Origin of the sequence: Mycobacterium persicum (assembly GCF_002086915.1) — a bacterium.
Taxonomy (GTDB): Bacteria; Actinomycetota; Actinomycetes; order Mycobacteriales; family Mycobacteriaceae; genus Mycobacterium; species Mycobacterium persicum.
Genome location: NZ_MWQA01000001.1, coordinates 6,022,073 through 6,046,338 on the forward strand (window position 1 = coordinate 6,022,073; position 24,266 = coordinate 6,046,338).

General features: G+C 67.1%; 21 protein-coding genes. 9 read left to right on the plus strand and 12 right to left on the minus strand.

The genetic code is table 11. From position 1 onward, the window contains the following. Positions 1 to 2: 2 nt before the first annotated feature. Positions 3 to 1,226, plus strand: coding sequence for a dephospho-CoA kinase (gene coaE / locus B4U45_RS27320; protein ID WP_075546206.1), 1,224 nt, complete (start codon positions 3 to 5; stop codon positions 1,224 to 1,226). 26 nt (positions 1,227 to 1,252) lie between these two features. Here coaE and B4U45_RS27325 read toward each other — a convergent pair whose 3' ends face one another. The 3 genes from B4U45_RS27325 to B4U45_RS27335 all read right to left on the minus strand — a co-directional run bounded on the left by B4U45_RS27325 (position 1,253) and on the right by B4U45_RS27335 (position 2,790). Further along, positions 1,253 to 1,672 (minus strand): hypothetical protein, encoded by a 420-nt coding sequence (locus B4U45_RS27325; protein WP_075546207.1) that lies wholly within the window; start codon positions 1,670 to 1,672, stop codon positions 1,253 to 1,255. 61 nt (positions 1,673 to 1,733) lie between these two features. Next, positions 1,734 to 2,300 carry a DNA polymerase ligase N-terminal domain-containing protein gene (locus B4U45_RS27330; RefSeq protein ID WP_244899402.1) on the minus strand — a complete coding sequence of 189 codons (567 nt, stop codon included), beginning with the start codon at positions 2,298 to 2,300 and terminating at the stop codon, positions 1,734 to 1,736. Between the two features lie 49 nt (positions 2,301 to 2,349). After that, positions 2,350 to 2,790 (minus strand): ribonuclease FAU-1 family protein, encoded by a 441-nt coding sequence (locus B4U45_RS27335; RefSeq protein ID WP_075546208.1) that lies wholly within the window; start codon positions 2,788 to 2,790, stop codon positions 2,350 to 2,352. 64 nt (positions 2,791 to 2,854) lie between these two features. On the opposite strand from B4U45_RS27335, the gene B4U45_RS27340 reads away from it, so the two are divergent. Genes B4U45_RS27340 through B4U45_RS27350 form a run of 3 tightly spaced genes read left to right on the plus strand, consistent with a single transcriptional unit; the run spans position 2,855 to position 6,691 of the window. Then, positions 2,855 to 3,031 (plus strand): hypothetical protein, encoded by a 177-nt coding sequence (locus B4U45_RS27340; protein WP_158006320.1) that lies wholly within the window; start codon positions 2,855 to 2,857, stop codon positions 3,029 to 3,031. A 32-nt stretch (positions 3,032 to 3,063) separates the two neighbouring features. Continuing rightward, positions 3,064 to 5,244: an excinuclease ABC subunit UvrB gene (gene uvrB / locus B4U45_RS27345; protein ID WP_075546210.1), complete on the plus strand. Its 2,181-nt coding sequence runs from the start codon at positions 3,064 to 3,066 to the stop codon at positions 5,242 to 5,244. A 34-nt stretch (positions 5,245 to 5,278) separates the two neighbouring features. Then, on the plus strand, positions 5,279 to 6,691 hold the full coding sequence (locus B4U45_RS27350; protein ID WP_075546211.1) for an MFS transporter: 1,413 nt from the start codon (positions 5,279 to 5,281) through the stop codon (positions 6,689 to 6,691). On the opposite strand, the gene B4U45_RS27355 is transcribed toward B4U45_RS27350, so the two are convergent. Further along, positions 6,680 to 8,341, minus strand: coding sequence for a mannosyltransferase (locus B4U45_RS27355; RefSeq protein WP_089024983.1), 1,662 nt, complete (start codon positions 8,339 to 8,341; stop codon positions 6,680 to 6,682). The two genes, B4U45_RS27350 and B4U45_RS27355, sit on opposite strands and share 12 nt — an antisense overlap. Before the next feature lie 231 nt (positions 8,342 to 8,572). Between B4U45_RS27355 and B4U45_RS27360 the strand changes: the two genes are divergently transcribed. Continuing rightward, positions 8,573 to 9,013: a universal stress protein gene (locus B4U45_RS27360; RefSeq protein WP_023373708.1), complete on the plus strand. Its 441-nt coding sequence runs from the start codon at positions 8,573 to 8,575 to the stop codon at positions 9,011 to 9,013. On the opposite strand, the gene B4U45_RS27365 is transcribed toward B4U45_RS27360, so the two are convergent. The 3 genes from B4U45_RS27365 to B4U45_RS27375 all read right to left on the minus strand — a co-directional run bounded on the left by B4U45_RS27365 (position 9,010) and on the right by B4U45_RS27375 (position 11,638). Next, positions 9,010 to 9,858 carry an SDR family NAD(P)-dependent oxidoreductase gene (locus B4U45_RS27365; RefSeq protein WP_075546213.1) on the minus strand — a complete coding sequence of 283 codons (849 nt, stop codon included), beginning with the start codon at positions 9,856 to 9,858 and terminating at the stop codon, positions 9,010 to 9,012. The two genes, B4U45_RS27360 and B4U45_RS27365, sit on opposite strands and share 4 nt — an antisense overlap. Positions 9,859 to 9,888: 30 nt before the next feature. After that, complete coding sequence (locus B4U45_RS27370) at positions 9,889 to 10,797, minus strand: 2-oxo acid dehydrogenase subunit E2 (RefSeq protein WP_075546214.1); 909 nt, start codon at positions 10,795 to 10,797, stop codon at positions 9,889 to 9,891. Positions 10,798 to 10,960: 163 nt separating this feature from the next. Continuing rightward, positions 10,961 to 11,638: an MBL fold metallo-hydrolase gene (locus B4U45_RS27375; protein WP_075546246.1), complete on the minus strand. Its 678-nt coding sequence runs from the start codon at positions 11,636 to 11,638 to the stop codon at positions 10,961 to 10,963. A 153-nt stretch (positions 11,639 to 11,791) separates the two neighbouring features. Here B4U45_RS27375 and uvrA point away from each other — a divergent pair, with 153 nt between their 5' ends. After that, positions 11,792 to 14,701 carry an excinuclease ABC subunit UvrA gene (uvrA, locus tag B4U45_RS27380; RefSeq protein ID WP_075511379.1) on the plus strand — a complete coding sequence of 970 codons (2,910 nt, stop codon included), beginning with the start codon at positions 11,792 to 11,794 and terminating at the stop codon, positions 14,699 to 14,701. Positions 14,702 to 14,835: 134 nt separating this feature from the next. On the opposite strand, the gene B4U45_RS27385 is transcribed toward uvrA, so the two are convergent. From B4U45_RS27385 to lysX, 5 genes are all read right to left on the minus strand, one after another. Then, a complete protein-coding gene (locus tag B4U45_RS27385) occupies positions 14,836 to 16,851 on the minus strand; it encodes a PE family protein (RefSeq protein ID WP_219859560.1) in 2,016 nt (671 codons plus the stop codon). Positions 16,852 to 16,999: 148 nt separating this feature from the next. Next, on the minus strand, positions 17,000 to 17,260 hold the full coding sequence (locus tag B4U45_RS27390; protein ID WP_075510789.1) for a PspA/IM30 family protein: 261 nt from the start codon (positions 17,258 to 17,260) through the stop codon (positions 17,000 to 17,002). Between the two features lie 9 nt (positions 17,261 to 17,269). Further along, positions 17,270 to 17,707, minus strand: coding sequence for a DUF6653 family protein (locus tag B4U45_RS27395; RefSeq protein WP_310887030.1), 438 nt, complete (start codon positions 17,705 to 17,707; stop codon positions 17,270 to 17,272). Between the two features lie 6 nt (positions 17,708 to 17,713). Beyond that, positions 17,714 to 19,156 carry an alpha/beta hydrolase gene (locus B4U45_RS27400; protein ID WP_075547247.1) on the minus strand — a complete coding sequence of 481 codons (1,443 nt, stop codon included), beginning with the start codon at positions 19,154 to 19,156 and terminating at the stop codon, positions 17,714 to 17,716. Positions 19,157 to 19,244: 88 nt separating this feature from the next. Further along, positions 19,245 to 22,535, minus strand: a complete 3,291-nt coding sequence (gene lysX, locus B4U45_RS27405; protein ID WP_183154996.1) for a bifunctional lysylphosphatidylglycerol synthetase/lysine--tRNA ligase LysX — start codon at positions 22,533 to 22,535, stop codon at positions 19,245 to 19,247. Between the two features lie 449 nt (positions 22,536 to 22,984). Here lysX and infC point away from each other — a divergent pair, with 449 nt between their 5' ends. From infC to rplT, 3 genes are all read left to right on the plus strand, one after another. Continuing rightward, positions 22,985 to 23,566 (plus strand): translation initiation factor IF-3, encoded by a 582-nt coding sequence (gene infC, locus B4U45_RS27410; RefSeq protein ID WP_082275421.1) that lies wholly within the window; start codon positions 22,985 to 22,987, stop codon positions 23,564 to 23,566. Between the two features lie 39 nt (positions 23,567 to 23,605). Continuing rightward, positions 23,606 to 23,800, plus strand: a complete 195-nt coding sequence (gene rpmI, locus B4U45_RS27415) for a 50S ribosomal protein L35 (RefSeq protein ID WP_023373729.1) — start codon at positions 23,606 to 23,608, stop codon at positions 23,798 to 23,800. Positions 23,801 to 23,875: 75 nt separating this feature from the next. Beyond that, entirely contained in the window at positions 23,876 to 24,265 is a 390-nt protein-coding gene (rplT, locus tag B4U45_RS27420; RefSeq protein WP_036412581.1) for a 50S ribosomal protein L20, read from the plus strand. Position 24,266 lies beyond the last annotated feature (1 nt).

Genomic DNA, 24,266 nt, shown 5'->3' on the forward strand with positions numbered 1-24,266 from the left:
CGATGCTGCGCATCGGACTCACCGGCGGCATCGGCGCCGGCAAGTCGGTGCTGTCCACCACGTTCGCGCAGTGCGGTGGAATCATCGTCGACGGGGATGTCCTGGCTCGCGAGGTGGTCGAGCCGGGCACCGAGGGGTTGGCGGCACTGGTCGACGCGTTCGGCGACGACATCCTGCTGCCCAGCGGGGCGCTGGATCGACCGGCGTTGGCCGCCAAGGCCTTTCGGGATGACGAGGCGCGGACGAAACTCAACGGGATCGTCCACCCGTTGGTGGCCCGCCGCCGCGCCGAGATCATTGCGGCGGTAGCGCAGGATGCGGTTGTCGTCGAAGACATTCCGCTGCTGGTCGAATCGGGGATGGCGCCGCTGTTCCCGCTGGTGGTGATCGTGCACGCCGACGCCGAACACCGGGTGCGACGGTTGGTCGAGCAACGCGGGATGTCCGAAGCCGACGCCCGCGCCCGGATCGCCGCGCAGGCCACCGACGAGCAGCGCCGTGAAGTCGCCGATGTCTGGCTGGACAACTCGGGCAGCGTGGACGCTTTGGTCGAGCGGGCCCGCGACGTCTGGTACAACCGGATACTGCCGTTCGCCCACAACCTCAGTGAGCGTCGGCGTGCCCACGCAGCGGCACGATTGGTGCCGGCCGATCCGAGTTGGCCGGACCAGGCCCGCCGCATCGTCAACCGGCTCAAGATGGCAGCCGGCCATCGGGGGCTGCGAGTGGACCATATCGGGTCAACGGCGGTTCCGGGCTATGACGCCAAGGACGTCATCGACATCCAGATCACCGTCGAATCACTGGCGATGGCAGACGAACTCGCCGACGCGCTGCTATCCGCCGGTTATCCGCGGCTGGAGCACATCACCCAGGACGTCGCCAAAGCCGATGCGCGCAGCACCGTGGACCACTTTGACCACAGTTCGGATGCCACATTGTGGCACAAGCGCTTTCACGCATCGGCCGATCCCGGACGGCCGACGAATGTACATATCCGGGTGGACGGTTGGCCCAATCAGCAGTTCGCGCTGCTGTTCGTGGACTGGCTACGGGCCAATCCCGGCGTACGCGACGACTACCTGTCGCTCAAGCGGGCCGCCGAGGAGAGCGCGGCATCAGCCGCCGGCGACATCGTGCACTACGCGGCAGCCAAAGAGCCGTGGCTTCTCGACGCCTACCGGCGGGCTTGGGACTGGGCCGATTCCGTCGGCTGGCGTCCGTAAGGCCCGGTGCGTTCCGGAGGTGACGGTCAGGCGCCGGGTAGCGGGGCGCCGCAGCGCAGTACCCCGCTCACGGGATCGCTGTTGCCTTGCTTCGGTCTGACGAACTGGTCGACTTGGGTGGCGACGTTGTCGTCGACGTCGATTTCGCAGTGGACATTCGCCGAGTAGGGCCAGTGCAGCGACACCTGCATCCCTGCCTGTTGCGGATCGGCCAGTACCTCGTTGGCCTCGAACACGCTGCCGGGCATCGGGCTCAGCGGGGCGGTGGATGTCTGGCCGCCGTTGAGCACGAAGGTGGCCTGACTACCGGGTGCGACACCGTCGATCCTGGCGATGTAGGTGACGTTGTGGAGATCGGCCAGCGCGAGTGCGGGGTCTAGTTGTGAGCCGACCGCGACGGCCGTGATGGCGGCGATCGTAGACCATTTCTGCGTGGTGGAGCTCATATCGATGACGATACGCGCCGTGCGCGGGTCACCCAGCGGATCGCACGTTTGGCGAAATCCGTCACGACGAGTTGTCAAATTTGCCACCGGATAGCACCGATTCGGGTTGGCTCAGCCCAAGTTTGGGCCGTGCGTCGGCGTCACCGTGGTGAACGGCGTCGTTGCGTTTGGTCAGGAGCCAGGTCTCGTCCTCGCCCTCGCGGATCCGGGTGAGCGCGTAGCAGCCGCGCAGTGTCCGGCCGTGCAAGTGGAACCAAAGATGGCCGCGCTCAAGACCCTTGATCATGGCGTGCCCCGTCATGTTGGCGTAGCTGCCGTGGTCCCAGACGATGACGCCACGCGCCGCCTCGAATGTGGCGTATTGCACCGGGCGGTCCTCGGTGCGCAGGGCCATCCGCTTGTCCTTCGGATCGGTCGACGGGCTTCGGGGTATCACCCAGCAGACGAGCATGCCGTCGATCTCGAGGGACAGGTCATAGTGGTCGCTGTGTGTCACGTGATGGCGGATGACGAAACGTGGGCCCTGCTCGGTCGTCAGCTTCTTCGGGCGGTGCCGTCCTGCTGGTGCGCCGCGGCGCACGGTGATGGCGCCGGGCAGCCCCATGCGCCGGTATCCGGTGAAGTGCATACGACACGGATACCCGCGATGGCCGCAAATGACCCGCGGCGGTCGGCGATCAACCGGAGTGCCAGGTGAGGGCCATGCCGTAGGCGGCCAACCAGCGCACCAAGTCGTAGTCATGGCGGGCCAGGCCGTCGACGGCGGTCACCGCCCGCTGCAGTGCCTTCTCGGCGACCTCGGCGGGCAACAATCCGTGGCGGACCGCATCCAGCAGCTCATCGACGTCGGCCAATCTGGCCCCGCGTCCGGTGCGGACCTCGATGTCGAGGTAATGATCTTCGGAGCGCCACACCGCGTCCCCGGGCGTGTATTCACCCACGTCGAGGTAGTGGTCGTAGTCGCGTTCATGGCCAGGGTTGAAGTGAAAGACGGTGGCGCGCAACCCAAATGATGGCAGCAGCCAGGACTCGAGGTAGTGGAACTGGGCACGGCCCGGGGTGGGCCGGGCCAGATAGAGCCCCCATGGACGCACGGTGTACTCATCGACGGCCCGCACAATGCCTTTGGGGTCGGTGTTGGTGCGGGCCGCCAGGTCGAACGTCTCGTGCTTGGGTGGGTGGATGAGGCCACCCTACCCGGCCGGGACGGCCCGTTATCGGCGCAGCCGGATGGTGCTACGGGAGACAAATCCGGCGTCGCAGCGCCGCGTCATCCCCGCGTCTGCCGTATCCGCCCCCAACGACGGCTACCTGCTCGAATCGGACCCGACCAGGCGCATGTGGGTCCGTCACGGCTAAGACGTGTCGGTGCCTCGTTCTACTCTGATGACATGGCTTTTGCCACCGAACACCCAGTAGTTGCCCATTCCGAATACCGCCCAGCCGCAGAGGACGTGGAAGGGTTGGTGCGCTCCGGCGCCCGCTTCGAGGTGGTCAGCCCGCACGCGCCCGCCGGCGACCAGCCGGCCGCCATCGACGAGCTGGAGCGCCGGATCAACGCGGGGGAGCGTGATGTGGTGCTCCTGGGCGCCACCGGCACCGGAAAGTCGGCCACCACCGCGTGGCTCATCGAGCGCCTGCAGCGCCCCACCCTGGTCATGGAACCCAACAAGACGCTGGCCGCCCAGATGGCGAATGAGCTGCGAGAGATGTTGCCGCACAACGCCGTTGAGTACTTCGTGTCGTACTACGACTACTACCAGCCCGAGGCGTACATCGCCCAGACCGACACCTACATCGAGAAGGACAGCTCGATCAACGACGACGTGGAGCGGTTGCGCCATTCCGCCACGTCGGCGCTGCTGTCGCGCCGTGATGTGGTGGTGGTGGCCTCGGTGTCCTGCATCTACGGTCTGGGCACCCCGCAGTCCTACCTGGACCGCTCGGTCGAGTTGCGGGTCGGCGGCGAGGTGCCGCGCGACGGGCTGTTGCGGCTGCTGGTCGACGTGCAGTACACCCGCAACGACCTGTCCTTCACCCGCGGTTCGTTCCGGGTGCGCGGCGACACCGTGGAGATCATCCCCTCCTACGAGGAGCTGGCGGTTCGCATCGAGTTCTTCGGCGACGAGATCGAGGCGTTGTATTACCTGCACCCGCTGACCGGCGAGGTGATCCGCCAGGTCGACTCGTTGCGGATCTTCCCGGCCACTCACTACGTGGCCGGCCCGGAGCGGATGGCGCACGCGATCTCCACCATCGAGGAGGAGCTGGCCGAGCGGCTCGCCGACTTGGAGGGGCAGGGCAAGCTGCTGGAAGCCCAGCGGCTACGAATGCGCACCAACTACGACATCGAGATGATGCGGCAGGTCGGGTTCTGCTCGGGCATCGAAAATTACTCGCGACATATAGACGGGAGGCCGCCCGGCTCCGCACCCGCGACGTTGCTGGACTACTTTCCGGAGGACTTCCTGCTCGTCATCGACGAGTCGCACGTCACCGTGCCGCAGATCGGCGGCATGTACGAGGGTGATATGTCGCGCAAGCGCAATCTGGTCGAATACGGGTTCCGGCTGCCGTCGGCGTGCGACAACCGCCCGCTGACCTGGGAGGAGTTCGCCACCCGAATCGGGCAGACGGTATATCTGTCGGCCACGCCGGGACCGTACGAGCTCAGCCAGTCCGGCGGCGAGTTCGTCGAGCAGGTGATCCGGCCGACCGGCTTGGTGGACCCGAAGGTGGTGGTGAAACCGACCAAGGGGCAGATCGACGATCTCATCGGGGAGATCCGCAAACGCGCCGATGCCGACCAGCGGGTGCTGGTGACCACGCTGACCAAGAAGATGGCCGAAGATCTCACCGACTACCTGCTGGAGATGGGTATCCGGGTGCGCTACCTGCATTCCGAGGTCGACACGTTGCGGCGGGTGGAGCTGTTACGCCAGTTGCGCCTGGGCGACTACGACGTGCTGGTCGGCATCAATCTGTTGCGTGAGGGCTTGGACCTCCCCGAGGTGTCGCTGGTGTCGATCCTCGACGCCGACAAGGAGGGCTTCTTGCGGTCGTCGCGCAGCCTGATCCAGACGATCGGCCGCGCCGCGCGCAATGTCTCCGGCGAAGTGCACATGTACGCCGACAAGATCACCGACTCGATGAAAGAGGCCATCGACGAAACCGAGCGGCGTCGGGCAAAGCAGACCGCCTACAACGAGGCCAATGGGATCGATCCGCAGCCGCTGCGCAAGAAGATCGCCGACATCCTCGACCAGGTCTACCGCGAGGCCGCGGATACTGACGCCACCGAGGCAGTTGCGGTCGGTGGGTCGGGCCGCAACGCGTCCCGCGGCCGACGTGCCCAGGGTGCCCCCGGCCGCGCGGTCAGCGCCGGCGTCGTCGAGGGCCGAGACACCTCGAACATGCCCCGCGCTGAGCTGGCCGACCTGATCAAGGACCTCACCGAGCAGATGATGGCCGCCGCGCGCGACCTGCAGTTCGAACTGGCCGCCCGGTTCCGCGACGAAATTGCCGACCTGAAAAAGGAATTGCGTGGAATGGACGCTGCCGGGCTCAAGTGACTCGGGCTGACCACGCGGTGCCTACGGTGTAGCTGTGACCGATACGGCGAGCGAGACCGGCAGCTGGCGCGAACTGCTGAGCAGGCACTTGGGGACGGCCACCATGCTGTCCGGCGGCGTTGCGCTGTATGCCACCAACGAGTTCCTTACCGTCAGCCTCCTTCCGAGCACCATCGCCGAAATCGGTGGCAGCCGGCTGTATGCCTGGGTGACGACCCTGTATCTGGTCGGTTCGGTGGTGGCGGCGACCTCGGTCAACCCGATGCTGTTGCGGGTCGGTGCCCGCACCTCGTATCTGATGGGACTGACCGTCTTCGGTGTCGCGAGCCTGTTGTGCGCGGCCGCGTCGAATATGGAGACCCTGGTCGCCGGACGCACCCTGCAAGGGGTGGCCGGTGGCCTGCTGGCCGGACTCGGCTACGCGCTGATCAACGCCGCGCTGCCGCATCGGCTGTGGACGCGCGGCTCGGCGCTGGTGTCGGCGATGTGGGGGGTGGCGACGCTGGTGGGGCCGGCCATGGGCGGACTTTTCGCACAGTTCGGGCTGTGGCGGTGGGCGTTCGCCGCGATGGCGGTAATGTCCGGGCTGATGGCACTGTTGGTGCTGGCCGTGCTGAGCAGCCGGGCCGGCGTAAGCGGTGAGCAGCCGGTGACCCCCGCGCACAAGGTGCCGGTGTGGTCGTTGTTGTTGATGGGCGCGGCCGCCCTGGCCGTCAGCGTCGCCGAACTCCCGCGCTACCTGGTGCAGACCGCGGGCCTGCTCGCCGCCAGCGTGTTGCTGATCGGGATCTTTGTGGTCGTCGACTGGCGGATGCACGTAGCAGTGTTGCCGCACAGCGTGTTTGGGCCCGGACCGTTGAAATGGATCTACCTGACCATGTCCGTGCAGATGGTCGCCGCGATGGTGACCACCTATGTGCCGCTGTTCGGTCAGCGGTTGGGCAATCTGACACCGGTGGCGGCCGGATTCCTGGGTGCGTCACTGGCGCTGGGCTGGACGGTCAGCGAGATCGTCAGCGCATCGGTGAACAACACCCGGGTGATCGGGCATGTAGTGGCGGCAGCGCCGTTGGTGATGGCGTCGGGCTTGGCGCTGGGTGCCGTCACCCAGCGTGCCGATGCGCCTCTGAGGGTGGTCGCGCTGTGGGCGCTGGCGCTGCTGATCACCGGGACCGGGATCGGGATCGCCTGGCCGCATCTGTCGGCGTGGGCGATGGATTCCGTCGACGATCCGGCCGAGAGCGGCGCCGCGGCGGCGGCCATCAACATCGTGCAGCTGATCTCGGCGGCCTTCGGCGCCGGCCTGGCCGGTGTCGTGGTCAACAGAGCCGAGGGGGGCGAAGTGACGGCCGCTCGCTGGTTGTTCGCGGTGTTCACCGTGCTGGCCGCCGTCGGATTCGTCGCCTCCTACCGGGCGACCCGGCGCGCACGCCGGTCACCGGGTTGATTTGACGACCTGCGAGTAGTGGAACTGCCACCGCTCGACGATGTGGAAACCCAGGTAGCCGGGAAACTGATACACCGGCGTGCGCCCGAACGCCGTTCCCGGCGACAAACCTTGTCCCACTTGATGATCCGGCAATGATTTGTCACGGTTGGTGATGGTCCACAGCGTCGTGCATTTGTTGATCTTGGCGGTCGTCAGCCACACCGCGACGTGGCCGTCCCACAGCGTGCCGACCTTGGGCCCGTAGGCGCCGCGTTCCACGTCGACCAACGACCGGAACGCTGCCGGTCGGGTGGCCAGCAGCGCCCGGATCGGCCCGGGTCGCCACGGCACGGTGTTGTCCACCAGCAGGCAATCACCGGGCGCGGCATGGGCACTGATGACGTCGGCCACCTGGCTGTAATCCCAGCCCTCCTTGGCGTAGGGCCCGCGTTGGGTGAAGTAGTAGTTCGGGAACGCGGCGACGGCGAAGACGACCACCGCGCCGGCTATGAGCCAGAGCTTGCGGGCGACGGTGACGATGCAGATGGCCAGGATGACCGCCGCCCCGGGGGCGGTCAGGATCAGGTAGCGCGGGTAGTAGATGGGTTCGACGGTCGCCGAGTAGATCAGAACGACGGCGGCGGGAATGACGACCCAGGCCACGCCGGCAAGCAGCAGCGGTCGGGCGCCCTGGCCGGGCCCCGGCGCGCCGGTTAACCGCAGCACGACGGCGGCGACGACGACCACGCCGGACAGGATCGCAAACGGAACACTGTGGTCGAAGTACTGGCGATGCACCACATCGAGGAAGAGGTTTCGGTTCAGCCCCGAGATCCACCCGACCTGCCACACCTGTCCGTGGGCGAACAGGACGAAGGGCGTCATGGCGCCGACCGCGGCCAGCGAGGCGACCGCCCACCAGATGGCGGGAGCTTTCCGCGATCGGGCCGGGGCCAGCAGTGGCAGCAGCGCGGCGTACACCGGCACCAGCAGTCCCAAGTTGATGCTGACCAATATCGACAGCATCAACCCCAGCGCATACAGCAGCCACAGCCATGGCTTGTTGCGCCGCACCGCGGTGACCAGCAGCACCGTCAGCCAGACCGCGGCCGTCACCGACAGCGCAGAGGAGCGCGCCTCGATGCCCGCCCAGGTCACCCGCGGCAGGATGGCAAAGACCGCTCCCGCACACACTGCGATGCCGCGGCCGGAAAACTGCTTGGCGAACACGACGACGCCGGCGGCGGCGGCCCCGATGGCCAGGCTGCTGGGAACCCGCGACCAGAACTCGGTCGGCGGGAAGATCGCGAACCAGCCGTGCATCAGCAGGTAGTACAGGCCGTGTACGGCATCGATATGGCCCAGCAGATTCCACAACTCCGGCAGGGTGCGCCGCGCCGAAGCCGAGATCGTCGCCCCCTCGTCGAACCACAGCGACGGCCGACTGGCCCAGGCTCCGCTCACAACCGTCGCCAGCAAAGCGATAGCCCAGGGGTCGAGGCGCCGGCCACGGGCCTGCGGGCGCGCCGCCTCACCCCCCAGCGGCGCCGCGTCCTGATCGAGTGTCGGTGCAGACATGATGCCTGTCACTGTAGGTCGCCGGCGATGATTCCGGTCACCAGCCGTCGTCTCGCCACCCGGCCGGGCGTCGGGGCGCACCGCCGCCAGGGCTACCCCGCATGATCGCCACATTTGGCGAAAATCGTTGAACCACAGCTATTTTCACAGCGAATCGGGCCCCTCGATGCCGTGGCCGTCACCCGCCGGTGTGCTACGGCTGGCCCGCCCGGCAAAATGCGGATTGCGCCACGCCGCTGCGGTGTGGGTAATCTGACCCATCTGGATCAGGCAAAGCGATACTGTCTGGGGTTGGCGTAGCAACCGACACTGGGAGGGTAAATGGGCGCCTATCGGACCGTGGTGGTAGGAACCGACGGCTCGGACTCGTCGATGCGGGCAGTGGACCGGGCCGCGCAGATCGCCGGGGCCGATGCCACGTTGATCATCGCGTCGGCGTACCTGCCTCAACACGAGGACGCCCGAGCCGCCGACGTCCTGAAGGACGAAAGCTACAAGGTGACGGGCACCGCCCCGATCTACGAGATCCTGCACGACGCCAAGGAACGAGCGCACAACGCCGGCGCGAAGAACGTCGAGGAACGCGCCATCGTGGGCGCTCCGGTCGACGCGCTGGTCAGCCTCGCCGAAGAAGCGAAGGCCGACCTCCTGGTGGTCGGCAATGTCGGGCTGAGCACGATCGCCGGGCGGTTGCTGGGTTCGGTGCCGGCCAACGTCTCGCGTCGGGCCAAAGTCGACGTGCTCATCGTGCACACCACCTAGCCTCCCTCGCGGACGTCCCCGGCCGGGGGCTGCGGCGACCAGGCTGGGCGCTTGGCTTGATGCGGAATGCCGGTGAGAACGAATTCGGCAGTACGCCTGGGAGCCTCGGCAAGCATCGAGAAGGCGGCTGCCCGCCTGGGCAGCCGGACGTGTTTGCGGCCCTGCTGTACAGCGGACACGACGTGATCGGCAACCATCTCGCGGGTGACGTCGACCATGAGGTGCATCCGGTAGAGGCGGCGGAAGGAATCGGCGGTCGGCGGGTAATCCTCGGTATGGGCCAGCAGGTCGGTGGGAATCGGCCCGAGTTCGACGAGGGTGGTGCGGATCGGCAAGCCGCGAAGGTCGGCTCGCAGGCCCGCGGTGAAATGAGAAAGGGCCGCTTTGGAAGCCGAATAGGTCACTAATCCGGGAAGGGCTACACAGCCCGCCATCGAGGAGACATTGACGATATGCCCGCCGCCGCGGTGCAGCATTCGAGGGATCGCGCAGCGGCACAATTCGGCGGGCGCGAGGTAGTTGACCTCGGTGACTCGTCGCAAGTCGGCCTCGGGTGCGTCGGTGAAGCTACCCGTCTGGTTGTCGATGCCGGCATTGTTGACCAGGACGTCGATCGGCCCGGCCTCGTCCTCGATGCGCGCGATCAGTGTGCGTACCTGGCCCGGCTCGGACAGGTCGGCAACGTGGGCAGAGCCTCCGAGCTCGCCCGCCAGCGTGCGAAGGGGCCCGTCGGTCCGCGCGACGAGCGCCACGCTTGCCCCGGCACCGGCGAACGCACGTGCCAGAGCCGCCCCGATGCCTCGCGAAGCCCCGGTGATCAGAACCCGTTTTTGCGCTAGCTCCATGGCATTTCCTGCTGTCGGCGAACAGTGCGCCTACGCCATCGCCGGCCGCTTCCCATTCGACCCGACGGGCGCCCGGCGCGTCTTGCGCGGCGGCGCGGGACGGGGGACCGGGTCGAACGCGGCGGGATCGTCCAGATACTGGCGAAATACGTGGGCCATCGTCGCCGCCTGGTACCCGTCGACGAAGCGGTGGTCCAGACCGATCGTCAACGGCAGCACCGGGCGGACCACCGGTTGACCGTCTTCGGCGAGCACCTTGTCGGTCACCGCCCCGATCAGGATCCCGAATGGCACGTGGCAAAACGTCGGCCAGGGAGCGGCGGCCGTGTCCAGGCCGTAGGTGCCCACATTGCTGACGAGGATCGAACCGTAGGGGCGGGCCTCAAGCCCGAGGAAGGGCAGCGGCAGCTGCAGACTTTCGGTGACGAACGCGATCGCATCCATCACCGGGCGCAGCAGCAACGGGGGAAGGCCTTTGACCATGGCCTTGGCTTGCTTGAACTGTGGATCTTCGTTGTGGCGGATCCGTGCGGCACGGTCAGCCAGTTCTTTGGCGATGACCCAGGGCGGCTTCTCATTGATGCGACGCACGACGGCGCCGGAAAGATCGGTCCTGGCCGCTTCGACTCCCGTCACCACGTCTGTTCGCAGCGATACGACGAAAAAGCAGTCGATCGTCGGAGATGGCAGGAAGCTGCCGAACACCACCCGGCCGTTGAGGCCGGGCAGCGCTTCGACGACTTTTCCCGCCGCCCGGCCTACCAGATCCACGGGGGTGACATGCTGGCCGGTGGCCTCGCGGACCCGGGCGATGTAGTCCAGCAGCCGCGAAGCATCGACTTCGGCCGTCGCCCAGATGATCGGGTCCTTTCGGGGACGCCAGGTGGCCATGGCGATCTTGCGCCAAACGGAGAACGGGATAGATGACGGTGCCCACATCGTCGGAACTCCATTCCTTCGCGCCACGACCGGCGCCTACCTCACTTCGCGCCGGGCTTCGTGTGCGATTGTGCGCCGCCGCCGGGTCGCCGACGAGGGAACAAGGTCCTTACCGCCGCTGTCTTCCGGCCTTGTTCCGCCCTACGTCACCGCGATGCGTCGTTCACCAACCACGGTCGCGCCACTCCTGAAGGTGAGGGCGTTCGATGCCCAGCACGGTGTCGTCACCGTGGCCGGGGTAGATGACGGTGGAGTCGGCGTACACGTCGAATACCCGGGTGGTGACGTCGGTGAGCAGCTGGGTGAAATCGCCGGGCTGCCAGGTCTTGCCGACCCCGCCGGGAAACAGGCAGTCGCCGGTGAACAACTGCGTGACCCCGCCGGTCGCGGGCCCATCGAGTGCCAGCGCGACCGATCCCGGTGTGTGCCCGCGCAAGTGGATGACGTCGAATGTCAGCTCGCCGATCCGGACGGTGTCGCCGTTGGCCAGGAAACGATCAGGCTTGACCGGCAGCGGTTCGGCGTCGATTTGGTGGGCGGCGGTGGGGGCGCCGGTGGCTTCGGCCACCGCCTGCAGCGCCTGCCAGTGGTCGAAGTGCTGATGACTGGTGACGATCAACGACACTTTAGGCGCGTACCGCTGGATCAGGTCGATGAGCACGTCGGCGTCATTGGCGGCGTCGATCAGTAACGTTTCGCCGGTCGCAGCACACGTCACCAGGTAGGCATTGTTGTCCATGGGCCCCACCGACGCCTTGAGGATGGTGGCGCCGGGTAGCGTGCGCCGGGCCGCGGTCCCCGGGTCGACGTGTCCGGTGTAGTCGTCAGCGACGGTGGTCATGTGCGCCACTCTCCCCAGCAAGCGGTGGTACCCGCGACGATCGGCGCAGGTCATAGGCGTCACCTTACTGGTCCCCGAATGCTTGTCGGTACGGGCACATAGCATGGGAACGAACTCCGACTCGAGAAGGAACCCGTCAGTGAAAGGGCCTGGGTGGCTGAGCGCCTGATCGTCAAGGGTGCGCGCGAACACAACCTGCGCAGTGTCGACCTCGACCTGCCCCGCGACGCGATGATCGTCTTCACCGGATTGTCCGGATCCGGTAAATCGTCGCTGGCCTTCGACACCATCTTCGCCGAGGGTCAGCGGCGCTACGTGGAATCCCTTTCGGCCTATGCACGTCAGTTCCTCGGGCAGATGGACAAGCCCGACGTCGACTTCATCGAAGGGCTGTCTCCGGCGGTGTCCATCGACCAGAAGTCCACCAATCGCAACCCACGGTCGACGGTCGGCACGATCACCGAGGTGTACGACTATCTGCGGCTGCTCTATGCCCGTGCCGGCACGCCGCACTGCCCGGTCTGCGGGGAGCGGATCGCGCGCCAGACGCCCCAGCAAATCGTCGACCAGGTGCTGGCCATGGCGGAGGGCACCCGCTTTCTGGTGCTGGCGCCGGTGGTACGCACCCGTAAAGGCGAGTTCGCCGACCTGTTCGACAAGCTGAACGCCCAGGGCTACAGCCGCGTCCGGGTCGACGGTGTCGTGCATTCCTTGACCGATCCGCCGAAGCTGAAGAAACAGGAAAAGCATGACATCGAGGTCGTGGTGGATCGCCTCACCGTCAAAGCCACCGCCAAGCAGCGGCTCACCGATTCGGTGGAGACCGCGCTGAACTTGGCTGACGGCATCGTGGTGCTGGAGTTCCCCGACCACGAACCCGGCGCGCCGCACCGTGAGCAGCGGTTCTCCGAGAAACTCGCCTGCCCCAACGGGCATGCCCTGGCCGTCGACGACCTGGAACCGCGGTCGTTCTCGTTCAACTCGCCCTACGGCGCCTGCCCCGAATGCAGCGGTCTGGGCATCCGCAAGGAGGTCGACCCGGAGCTGGTGGTGCCCGACCCGGACCGCACCCTGGCCGAGGGTGCGGTCGCCCCATGGTCGACGGGCCACACCGCGGAGTACTTCACCCGGATGCTGGCCGGGCTGGGCGAGGCGATGGGCTTCGATGTCGACACTCCCTGGCGCAAGCTGCCGGCCAAGGCGCGCAAGGCGATTCTGGAAGGCTGCGACGAGCAGGTGCACGTGCGCTACCGCAACCGGTATGGACGCACCCGGTCGTACTACGCCGATTTCGAGGGCGTGCTGGCGTTCTTGGAACGCAAGATGTCGCAGACCGAGTCGGAGCAGATGAAGGAACGCTACGAAGGCTTCATGCGCGACGTGCCGTGCCCGGTATGCGAAGGCACCCGGCTCAAGCCGGAAATTCTGGCGGTGACGCTGGCCGGACGCGAGCTCGGCCCCAAGTCGATCGCCGAGGTCTGCGAGCTGTCGATCGCCGAGTGCGCGGACTTTCTTCAGCGCCTCGCCCTGGGTCCGCGCGAGCAGGCGATCGCGGGGCAGGTGCTCAAGGAAATCCAGTCGCGGCTCGGGTTTCTGCTCGACGTCGGGCTCGAGTACCTGTCGCTGTCGCGGGCGGCGGCCACCCTGTCCGGTGGTGAGGCGCAACGCATCCGGCTGGCCACCCAGATCGGTTCCGGGCTGGTGGGGGTGCTGTATGTGCTCGACGAGCCGTCCATCGGCCTACATCAGCGCGACAACCGTCGTCTCATCGAAACCCTCACCCGGCTAAGGGATTTGGGCAACACCCTGATCGTCGTCGAGCATGACCAGGACACCATCGCCCACGCCGACTGGATCGTCGACATCGGGCCGGGCGCCGGCGAGCACGGCGGCCGCATCGTGCACAGCGGACCGTACGACGAACTGCTGGCCGACAAGAACTCGATCACCGGAGCCTATCTGTCCGGGCGGGAAAGCATCGATATTCCCGCGATCCGTCGACCTGCCGACCCGCGGCGACAGCTCACCGTGGTCGGCGCCCGCGAACACAACCTGCGCGGCATCGACGTGTCCTTCCCGCTCGGTGTGCTGACGTCGGTGACCGGGGTGTCCGGGTCGGGCAAGTCGACACTGGTCAACGACATCCTGGCGGCGGTATTGGCTAACCGGCTCAACGGCGCCCGGCAGGTTCCCGGCCGCCATACCCGGGTCGCCGGACTGGACCATCTGGACAAGCTGGTGCGGGTGGACCAATCGCCGATCGGTCGCACGCCGCGATCCAACCCGGCCACCTATACCGGGGTGTTCGACAAGATCCGCACCCTGTTCGCCGCCACCACCGAGGCCAAGGTCCGCGGCTACCAACCGGGCCGGTTCTCGTTCAACGTCAAGGGCGGCCGCTGCGAGGCCTGTACCGGCGACGGCACCATCAAGATCGAGATGAACTTCCTGCCCGACGTGTACGTGCCCTGCGAGGTGTGCCAGGGCGCCCGTTACAACCGGGAAACCCTCGAGGTGCATTACAAGGGCAAGACCATCTCCGAGGTGCTGGACATGTCGATCGAGGAGGCGGCGCAGTTCTTCGAGCCGATCACCGGCATTCACCGCTACCTGCAGACTCTCGTCGACGTCGGCCTGGGCTACGTCAGGCTCGGCCAGCCCGCACCGACGCTGTCCGGCGGTGAGGCGCAGCGGGTCAAGCTGGCCTCGGAGTTACAGAAACGCTCGACCGGGCGCACCATTTACATCCTCGACGAACCCACCACCGGCCTGCATTTCGAGGACATCCGCAAGCTGCTCAAGGTGATCAACGGTCTGGTCGACAAGGGCAATACGGTCATCGTCATCGAACACAACCTGGACGTGATCAAGACCTCGGACTGGATCGTCGATATGGGACCGGAGGGTGGCGCGGGGGGTGGAACAGTTGTCGCCCAGGGCACGCCGGAGGACGTCGCCGCCGTGCCGGAAAGCTACACGGGCAAGTTCCTGGCGGAAGTCGTCGGCACCGGGAAGCCGGCGGGCCCACCCCGGTCGAACCGCCGGCGCAAAGTCAGCGCCTGAGCCGAAATAGCGGCGGCGCATGCCGCGGTCCAGGCGCGATCATGTCCAGGGGTGGACGCGTCGTTTTGTGTCTGTAGCAGCGGCGAAGACCGGTCAACTCGACAACCCGTTTGAAGCCGAGGACGTGACCTTGATCAGCCGGGCGCCCCGGGCGCGCCGGCTTTCCCGGTGGCGCCCTGCGCCCCTGGGCTACCAGTTGCGCCCGGTGAGCCATCTGGTGCGCCGCCGCCAGGCGCCCCGCCGCCATTGCCGACACCTCCTGTGCCGCCACCGCCGGGAAGGCCGCCGGTGCCGCCGGCGCCGGACACGCCGGGTCGGCCGATGAGTCCGCCGCCGCCACCTACTCCGCCGTTTCCGCCGTTTCCGCCATCTCCGCCGATACCGCCCACGCCGCCGTCGCCTCCCGCTCCGCCGTTGCCTCCCGGACCTGCCGGATTGTTTGGCGGTGTCGGGGGGCTGCCGGAGGTACCGGAGCCGCCGCCGCCGCCGATGCCGCCGGTACCGCCTACACCGCCTAGGCCGCCGATACCACCCACACCACCGGCGCCGCCGTTGCCGATCAGCAGCCCGCCTTGACCGCCGGCGCCGCCGGCGCCGCCGTTCCCGCCGAAGCCGGCCACGCCGCCGACTCCGCCGGTGCCGCCGCCGCCGCCATTGCCGCCGGCATCACCGATGGCACTGGCGTTGGCGAACCCACCAAGCCCGCCGCGCCCACCGTTGCCGCCGGATGCACCGTTGCCGCCGTCTCCGCCGATACCGCCGACACCACCGGCTCCACCGTCACCGACCAGCAGACCGGCGCGGCCACCGGCACCACCGTCCCCACCGTGGAAGCCAGCACCACCAGCAGCGCCAAAGCCCCCGGTACCGCCCTTGCCGCCGACACCGCCACCGCCACCGAAGCTGTCACCCCCGTTGCCGCCGTTGCCACCGAAAGCGCCTGTACCGCCGGTGCCACCGGCGCCGCCACCACCCCCGCTTTTGCCTCCGTCGCCGCCGTTCCCGCCGGGGGCGCCGGCTCCACCTGGGCCGCCGGCACCGCCCCCGCCACCACGACCGTCAGGCAAACCTGCGCCGCCACCGGCCCCCCCGCCGCTTCCGCTGGCGTTCTCGGACGCACCACCGGCGCCGCCATCGATGCCGCCACCGTTGCCGCCAGGCCCTCCGAAGATGCCGCCGTCACCGCCAGCGCCACCGGTGCCGCCTCCGCCGCCCCCCGCGCCGAAGCTGCTAATGCCGCCCGTCCCGCCGTCCCCACCGCGTGCCCCGGGGCCGCCTGCCCCTCCGGCGCCACCACCGCCGCTTCCGCCGAAGTCCCCGACCGTTCCGTCTCCGCCGTTGCCGCCGGCCTGCCCGGGGGCGGTGCCATTGACGCCGGGCTGGCCGCCGCCGCCGACGCCATTAGGCAAGAGGCTGCCGTCTGCCCCGTCGGCAGCCGGCATGGTGGGGGGGAGCAATCCGGGGTTGACGCCCGGCGCGCCGTTCGCGCCGGCCCCTCCGACTCCGCCCGCCCCGCCATTGCCGAACAGCACGGCGTTACCGCCGGCGCCGCCGTGACCGCCGGCCCCGCCCATGCCGCCCGTCCCGCCGTTGCCGAACAGCAGCCCACCGGTGCCGCCGCGCCCGCCTGATGCGCCGGCTCCACCGGCTCCACCCGCCCCACCGTGGCCCAACCACCCCGCATCGCCGCCGTTTCCGCCGGCCACCCCAGCGGTGGTGCTGGCGCCGCCGCTGCCGCCGTTGCCGAACAACAAACCACCCGGTCCGCCGTCTTGGCCAGGCCCGCCGTTGACCCCGTTGCCGATCAGCGGGCGCCCCAAGAACGCCTGGGCAGGCGCGTTAATTGCATTGAGCAGATTCTGCTCGACATTGGCGGCCTCGGCGCTGGCGTAGGCACCCGTCGCCGACCTCAGTGTCTGCACGAACTGCTCGTGGAAGGCTGCCGTCTGCGCGCTGAGGACCTGGTATGCCTGAGCGTGTGCGCCGAATAATCCCGCGATCGCTGCGGACACTTCGTCTGCGCCGGCCGCCAACATACTTGTCGTTGGGGCCGCCGCCAGCGCATTGGCTGAGGTGATTGCCGAGCCGATTGTCGCCAAGCTGCTCGCGGCGTCCGCCAGCATCGGCGGTGTCACAAAAACAAACGACATCGCGCACCTCCCACGACCGCACGGCAACCCGCGGCGTGCTGGGATCATGCGGAATCGGCAGGCGCACAGTGTATCGCCGTTAACAGCGGCGAGCCGGGTTTTGGCTGAACAGCTTTTGGTCGACCCCGCCGACAAAGCATGCCGCGCTTTAAGACTTACGCAAGGAGCCGTCGGTGCCCATCGACTCACGAATCTGGGCCAAGCGCTCGGCAGCCGCGCGTTGGCGCTCGTCGTACTCGTCCTCGATAGCCCGGCCCGCTGTCGTCTCGGCATCCAGTTCGGCCGCACCCATCGCCGTCGCGTAACGGGATTCGATCTTGTCGCGGACCGATTCGAAGGTCGGCACACCGGCGTCGTCGTATCCGGGATCGGGGGCCTTCGCGTCCGGGGCGTCTGGTTCGTCGGGCATGCCGCCACGTTACTGCTGCTGTGTATCACCGCCGCCCCGCCGATGGAGGTAACGCACCATCAGCTCCCAATACACCATGGTCAGCGTCATTTGCAGCGCGGTCGCGACAACCGCCGGCTTGAGTCGGCGGCGGCGGGTGGCGATCACCGCGCTCAGCGAAACGGCCGATGTCAGCGCGCTGACCAGCATCGCCGTGTCGGGCGGACGCTCGGTGATCCACAGTTCCTCGCCCAACATCGCCCGCGTCGCCCATGCTCGATGGTGTTTCGGCTTGCCGAAGACAACCGGATTGACCGCCAGCCACAGTGCGATCACCGCGGCGTGACCCCAGCGCCGGGTCCATATCGGCACCAGCGCCAGTGGTGTGCTTGCCCAGCGCGTCCAGGCGCTCCAGGGATTGCAGTGTCGGGCGAATACCGCCCGGCGAATCCGCGCGACCGACCGCACCGGCAACTACCGTCCGGCGGTGACGACCTGCGCTGCCGCCCCGCCGGTATCCGGTAACGAAATCCGCGGCGCCTCCGGAGTGTCCAACTGCCCGGCCAGCCACGGCAGCGCCAGCACGAACGCCTGGTTGGCGAAGGGCCAATCGTGCTTGCCCGGTTGGGGGACCACCGCGCAGTCGATGCCGTTGGTCCGGCCCAGCGCGCACAGCGCATTGGCGGCCGCCGTCTGGTTGCTCGGATTTGCGGCGGCATCGCGCCCGGCCGCCCGCATGGCGGCGGTGTCGACAATCGGGGAATCCCGACGCCCCGCCGGTTGACCAGGGACAGAGATGGCGAACCAACCCGAAACCCCGGTATACGGGCCGTGCCGGGTGATCACCGTCGTCGGATCGAATGCGGCCCAGGCGTCGGCGTTGCCGCCGAACAGCCTGGCGATGGTTTCCGCCTTGTTTCCCGCGTTGGGGTAGAAGTCCCCGGCGACATCAACAAATGCGCTGAACAGATCGGGGTGCATGACCGTCAAATCCACGGCGCAAGTCCCGCCCATCGACCAGCCGACAATGCCCCAGTTGCGCTGCTGCGAGCTGACGCCGAATTTCGAGACCATATATGGCACAACGTCTTTGGTTAGATGATCGGCCGCGTTGCCGCGTCGTCCATTGACGCATTCGGTGTCGTTGTTGAAGGCTCCGCCGGAGTCGACGAAGACCAGCACCGGCGCATTACCATCATGGGCGGTGGCAAATTCGTCGACCGTCTGTACGGCGTTGCCGGCTCGCGCCCAGTCGGCGGGGGTGTTGAACTGGCCGCCGATCATCATCACGACAGGCAATCGCGGGGGCGGATCACTTGAGAACCAGGCGGGCGGCAGGTACACCAGTTCCCCGCGATGTTTGAAGTGCGATGCCGTGGCCGGGATGGTGACCGGCACGACGCTGCCGTGCGGCGGCCGTGTCCCCTTGCCGGCCATCGCGGCAACGCTGGCCGGATCCGCCTGATCGGGCAGCGGACCGGAGGTGAGCTGGTTCCATGCGGCCTGAACGGTCGGAAAATAGCCGACCCACAGGTTGAGCGCCAACGCCGCGCTGAGCACACACAGCGGCACCGCCATCAGCGATGCGCCGCGACCCCACCAGCGCGCGCTGCGCCAGTCCAGGACCAGCACCGTCGCGGCTACGCCCGTCAAACCGGCCCAGACCCAGAGCGCGGCCGGGGCAGAATCATTGGCGAGCCCGCCGAGATACCACCCGGTCCCGCAGGCCGTCGCAGCGCCGACGGCCACCGCGGCCGGTAGCCGACGCCACCGGCGATAGCGCGACCCGATCGCCAGCAGCACCACCGTCGCGGTCACCAGCTGGACCGTGATGGGCAGCCAGCCGTACATCAGCGAGGTATGGGCGCTGGCCAGCGGTTGCGCAAGATACGCCGTCGACGCTGTCACAAGAACCATTGTGATCGCTTGTTAACCGTCCTGGAACGTGTTCATTGAATGTTCGCTGTGTATTCGCTGGGAGCTGTCGGACCGGCTTAATGCTGGCTTAATGCGGCTTCGCCAACGGAAACGGCAGCGTCTCGCGAATACTGCGTCCGGTGATCAGCATGACCACCCGGTCGACGCCCATTCCGAGGCCCCCGGTGGGCGGCATCGCATACTCCAAGGCCTGTAGAAAGTCCTCGTCGAGCTGCATCGCCTCGGGATCGCCACCGGCCGCCAGCAGGGATTGTTCGTGCAGACGACGTCGTTGCTCCACCGGGTCGGTGAGTTCGCTGTAGGCGGTACCGAGCTCGATGCCCCAGGCCACCAGGTCCCAGCGTTCCGCGACTCCGAGCTTGCTGCGATGCGGCCGGGTCAGCGGCGATACCGAGGTGGGGAAGTCGATGTAAAACGTCGGCTGCTCGGTGCGGCTTTCCACCAGGTGCTCGTACAGCTCGAGGACCACGGCGCCGGCATCCCACTGCGCCCGATAGGGGATGTGGACCGCATCGGATAACCTGCGCAGCGCCGCCAAGTTGGTGTCGGCGTCAATGTGCTCACCGAGGGCTTCGGAAACCGCGTCGTGCACCGTCTTGACCGGCCAGACTCCGGAGATGTCGACCGGCTGCAAGCCGTCTCTGGTGGGCCGCATCGCGATCGGTGCACCGTTGGCAGCCAGGGCGGCGTTCTGGATGAGCTCGCGACAGCTGTCCAGCCACACCAGGTAATCGGCATGTGCTTGATAGGCCTCGAGCAATGTGAACTCAGGATTGTGACTGAAGTCGACGCCCTCGTTCCGAAAGGCCCGGCCCAGTTCGAATACGCGCTCCACGCCGCCGACGCACAACCGTTTGAGATACAGCTCGGGCGCTATTCGTAGGAACAGGTCCATCGAGTAGCTGTTGATGTGCGTGACGAACGGTCTGGCGGCGGCTCCGCCGTGCACCTGCTGCAGGATGGGAGTCTCGACTTCGATGAAGCCCTTGGCGAACAGTGTTTCCCGGATCGAACGCAGGACCGTGCTGCGTGCGGTGAGCAGGTCACGGGATTCGGCGTTGACCGCCAGATCGACATAGCGGGTCCGCACTCGGGCCTCGGGATCGGTCAACCCCTTCCACTTGTTGGGCAACGGCCGCAGGCATTTGCCGATCAGCCGCCAGCTGGACACGATCAGTGACCTGGTTCCCCGTTTGCTCGAGCCCATGTGCCCGGTCATCTCCACCAGGTCACCGAGGTCGATGGTGGCATTGAAATCCGCGGCGCGGCCCTGTTGCAGGCATGAATTATCAAGCAGCACTTGCATTTCACCGGTCCAGTCGCGTAGGTGCGCGAACAACACGCCGCCGTAATGGCGTACCCGCAGTATGCGTCCGGACACCGACAGCGCGGCCTTGTCGTCCGCGTCCATCGCCTGCGCGACGGTGTGACTGGGCGGACGGCCTACCGGATAGGCGTCAATGCCGTTGCGCCGCAGAGTTTTCAATTTGCTCAATCGAACTCGGACCTGCTCGGGCAGGCGACGCCCAACTTCGTCGTCGTCGGTGAGGTCCGCCTGCTGCAGCTCGGTGATATCCGGCGCCGAGCCATCGTGATGCAACAGCCCGGTGGCTGCCAGGCGTTCCGGCACGGCAGGGTGGTGCCCGGTGTGCGCCCTGTTGCGCCGGGTGAACGGCAATACCAGGAAGCCCTCGGCGATCACCGAGGCGACGCCCACCTTGGGTATCAGTCGCGCATCCTCGTAGCAGGCGTAGCGGGGTACCCATTGGGGCTGGTACTTCTGGTTGGACCGGTAGAGCGTTTCGATCTGCCACCAGCGGGAGAAGAAAATCAGCAGCCATCGCCACAGCCGGGCAACCGGGCCGGCACCGAGCTGGGCACCCTGCTCGAATGCGGACCGAAACATCGCGAAGTTCAGCGAGATACGGCTGAGGCCAAGGCTTTCGGCGTGCAGCGCAAGGTCGCTGACCATGAGCTCGATGGTGCCGTTAGGTGATTCCGGAGAGCGCCGCATCAAGTCCAGGGAGACACCGGTGGTGCCCCAGGGCACCAGCGACAGCATCGCCACCACCCGGTTGTCCGGGTCCAGCGCCTCGACCAGCAGACAGTCGGAGTCCGCCGGGTCGCCGAGGCGGCCCAGCGCCATCGAGAAGCCACGTTCGGTTTCGGTATCGCGCCAGGCATCGGCGCGCGCGACGGTCTGTTCCATTTCCGCCGCGGAAATGTCGCGGTGTCGGCGGATGCGCACCGTCAACCCGGCCCTGCGCGCCCGGGTCACGGCCTGGCGCACGCCGCGCATCTCCGGGCCGGACAACTTGAAATCCGCCGGCCGCAGAATCGCCTCGTCACCCAACTCCAACGCGTTCAGGCCCGCTTCGCGATAGGTCTGAGCCCCTTGCGAACTGGCGCCCATAACGCCGGGGGACCAGCCGTAGGTCTGGCACAGCCGTAACCATGCGTCGACGGCTTGCGGCCAAGCCCGGGGGTCGCCCACCGGGTCACCGCTGGCCAGACAGACTCCGATCTCGACGCGGTAGGTGACGGCGGCGCGGCCACTGGGCGCGAATACCACCGACTTGTCGCGACGAGTGGCGAAGTAGCCCAGTGAGTCGCTGTTGCCGTACAACTCCAGCAGTCCGCGGATGGCCGACTCGTCTTCGCCGGTCAGCGCGTTGTCGGCGCGTTGCGACTGGAACAGCACGATGGTGGCCGCGATCAGCGCGAAGGCGCCGAACAGGCCGAAGATGGCGTTGAGGAAGACGTGCGGCCGCCCGGTGAACAGGTCGGGATCGGCGAGCGCGAATCCGATCACCCGGTTGGCCACATAGGGTAGCCGGTCGGGCGCCGCAAGCGATCCGGGGAACAGTTCCACCAAACCCCAGGAAATCAGGATTCCGATGGCTCCACCGGCCAACAGCACGGCGGCCGCTTTGAACAACGCGCCCCTGCGCACCTTGGCCCAGAACTCGCGATAACCCAGCACCAGCACGACAATCGCGACCACGTGGACCGCGAAACCGAGGTTCTCGCCGAAGTTTTCGGCTGCGGTGTTGCCGCCGCCGGCGATATCGGCGGCGTTCAGGAAGGCGGCCAGCACCATGTTTCCCAGCAGCAGCAACCACGCGATTCGTTTGCGTGCGGTCAGCGCCGCGGCCAGCAAGGCCAGCACGAACGACCACGCGAAGCTGGTGTCGGGAAAGTTGAACAGGTAGCTGTTGATGAACTCCCGGGGAACCTTGATGATCCAACGAATCAGCGGCGACATGCTTGCCAGCAGCGACAGCGTCGCGATGACTCCGACGGTCCAGCCTGCTGCCGCGGGAACCCAGTGATACCGGGAGACGGGCCTGCTCTCCATCGAGCGAGGCTTTGCGATGGTCACAAACCGCGAGGATATTCCCTTAAACCGGGAAAATCCTGGCGACCGGGTGGCTGGATTGCACCTGCTCAGCGCGCTGGGGCCGGCGCGCCGGCCGGCGCGCTGCCCGGTGGACCGTTCTTGGCTGTTAGACTGGCTGCTGCGACCGTCCCGGCGAAGGCCAGGAACAGTTAAGTGGAGTCCCACTCCCACCGCCAGCCACGAAAAGGCCCAACGCTTTTTCAAGGTTGTGCGGTCCGGTCACAGGCATATGTGCAATGCCTGTTCTGCGCGTGGCGCAGGCGGCTGGAGTTGTCTCGAGCCGCGATCGGTCGGCATTGGGCCCTGCTTAGGCAGGGCTTTTTTGCTGATGACTGGTGTATCCCACTGCTGATTCCGGCCCGTCCGGGCCCTGGCCGCAGCAGCAGAAAGCCAACAAGGGAGGCCACATCAGCACTGAGACCCGCGTCAACGAGCGCATTCGCGTACCTGAAGTTCGTTTGATCGGCCCAGGAGGGGAACAGGTAGGCATCGTGCGTATCGAAGACGCACTCCGCGTCGCCGCGGACGCCGATCTCGACCTTGTCGAAGTTGCCCCGAATGCCAGGCCGCCGGTCTGCAAGATCATGGACTACGGCAAGTACAAGTACGAGGCGGCGCAGAAGGCGCGCGAATCCCGCCGGAACCAACAGCAGACCGTCGTCAAAGAACAGAAGCTGCGGCCCAAGATCGACGATCACGATTACGAAACCAAGAAAGGCCACGTGGTGCGTTTTTTGGAGGCCGGATCGAAGGTCAAGGTCACCATCATGTTTCGCGGACGCGAGCAGTCGCGGCCGGAATTGGGCTATCGGTTGCTGCAGCGCCTGGGCGCCGACGTTGCCGAATACGGATTCGTCGAGACGGCGCCCAAGCAGGACGGGCGCAACATGACGATGGTGCTGGCACCCCACCGCGGCGCGAAAACTCGCGCCCGGGCGCGGCATGGGGAGGGACCGGCGGGCGGCGAACTCAAACCTTCATCGAACTAACCCGCTAGCCCAACCAGAACTCACCAGGACTGAGGAAAAATGCCCAAGGCCAAAACTCACAGCGGCGCCTCGAAGCGGTTCCGCCGCACCGGTACCGGAAAGATCGTCCGGCAGAAGGCCAACCGCCGGCATCTGCTCGAGCACAAACCGTCGACCCGAACCAGGCGCCTGGAAGGCCGTACGGCGGTGGCGGCCAACGACACCAAGCGGGTCAATTCGCTGCTGAACGGTTAGCCGGCGCCCCGTACGACCGGCTGGCGCCGGTACCTGACCAAGCACGTCCGAGTCCGAACGAGAGTAGGAACATCCATGGCACGCGTAAAGCGGGCAGTCAACGCCCACAAGAAGCGGCGCTCCGTCCTGAAGGCCTCGAAAGGTTATCGGGGCCAGCGGTCCCGGCTCTACCGCAAAGCCAAAGAACAGCAGCTGCATTCGCTGAACTACGCCTACCGCGACCGTCGCGCGCGTAAGGGCGAGTTCCGCAAATTGTGGATCTCGCGGATCAACGCGGCGGCGCGTGCCAACGACATCACCTACAACCGGCTGATCCAAGGCCTGAAGGCCGCTGGTGTGGAGGTGGACCGCAAGAACCTCGCCGATATCGCGGTCACCGATCCGACGGCGTTCACCGCGCTCGTGGAGGTCGCCCGGGCGGCCCTGCCCGAAGACGTCAACGCGCCCTCCGGAGAGGCCGCTTAGG

Coding starts and splice junctions, on each gene's coding strand:
- rpmI (WP_023373729.1), top strand. CDS start 23,606: ATGCCCAAGGCCAAAACTCACAGCGGCGCCTCGAAGCGGTTCCGCCGC.
- B4U45_RS27375 (WP_075546246.1), bottom strand. CDS start 11,638: ATGACCACCGTCGCTGACGACTACACCGGACACGTCGACCCGGGGACC.
- uvrB (WP_075546210.1), top strand. CDS start 3,064: ATGGCTTTTGCCACCGAACACCCAGTAGTTGCCCATTCCGAATACCGC.
- B4U45_RS27330 (WP_244899402.1), bottom strand. CDS start 2,300: ATGCACTTCACCGGATACCGGCGCATGGGGCTGCCCGGCGCCATCACC.
- B4U45_RS27385 (WP_219859560.1), bottom strand. CDS start 16,851: ATGTCGTTTGTTTTTGTGACACCGCCGATGCTGGCGGACGCCGCGAGC.
- B4U45_RS27365 (WP_075546213.1), bottom strand. CDS start 9,858: ATGGAGCTAGCGCAAAAACGGGTTCTGATCACCGGGGCTTCGCGAGGC.
- B4U45_RS27370 (WP_075546214.1), bottom strand. CDS start 10,797: ATGTGGGCACCGTCATCTATCCCGTTCTCCGTTTGGCGCAAGATCGCC.
- B4U45_RS27390 (WP_075510789.1), bottom strand. CDS start 17,260: ATGCCCGACGAACCAGACGCCCCGGACGCGAAGGCCCCCGATCCCGGA.
- lysX (WP_183154996.1), bottom strand. CDS start 22,535: ATGGAGAGCAGGCCCGTCTCCCGGTATCACTGGGTTCCCGCGGCAGCA.
- B4U45_RS27360 (WP_023373708.1), top strand. CDS start 8,573: ATGGGCGCCTATCGGACCGTGGTGGTAGGAACCGACGGCTCGGACTCG.
- B4U45_RS27325 (WP_075546207.1), bottom strand. CDS start 1,672: ATGAGCTCCACCACGCAGAAATGGTCTACGATCGCCGCCATCACGGCC.
- B4U45_RS27340 (WP_158006320.1), top strand. CDS start 2,855: ATGAGGCCACCCTACCCGGCCGGGACGGCCCGTTATCGGCGCAGCCGG.
- coaE (WP_075546206.1), top strand. CDS start 3: ATGCTGCGCATCGGACTCACCGGCGGCATCGGCGCCGGCAAGTCGGTG.
- B4U45_RS27400 (WP_075547247.1), bottom strand. CDS start 19,156: ATGGTTCTTGTGACAGCGTCGACGGCGTATCTTGCGCAACCGCTGGCC.
- rplT (WP_036412581.1), top strand. CDS start 23,876: ATGGCACGCGTAAAGCGGGCAGTCAACGCCCACAAGAAGCGGCGCTCC.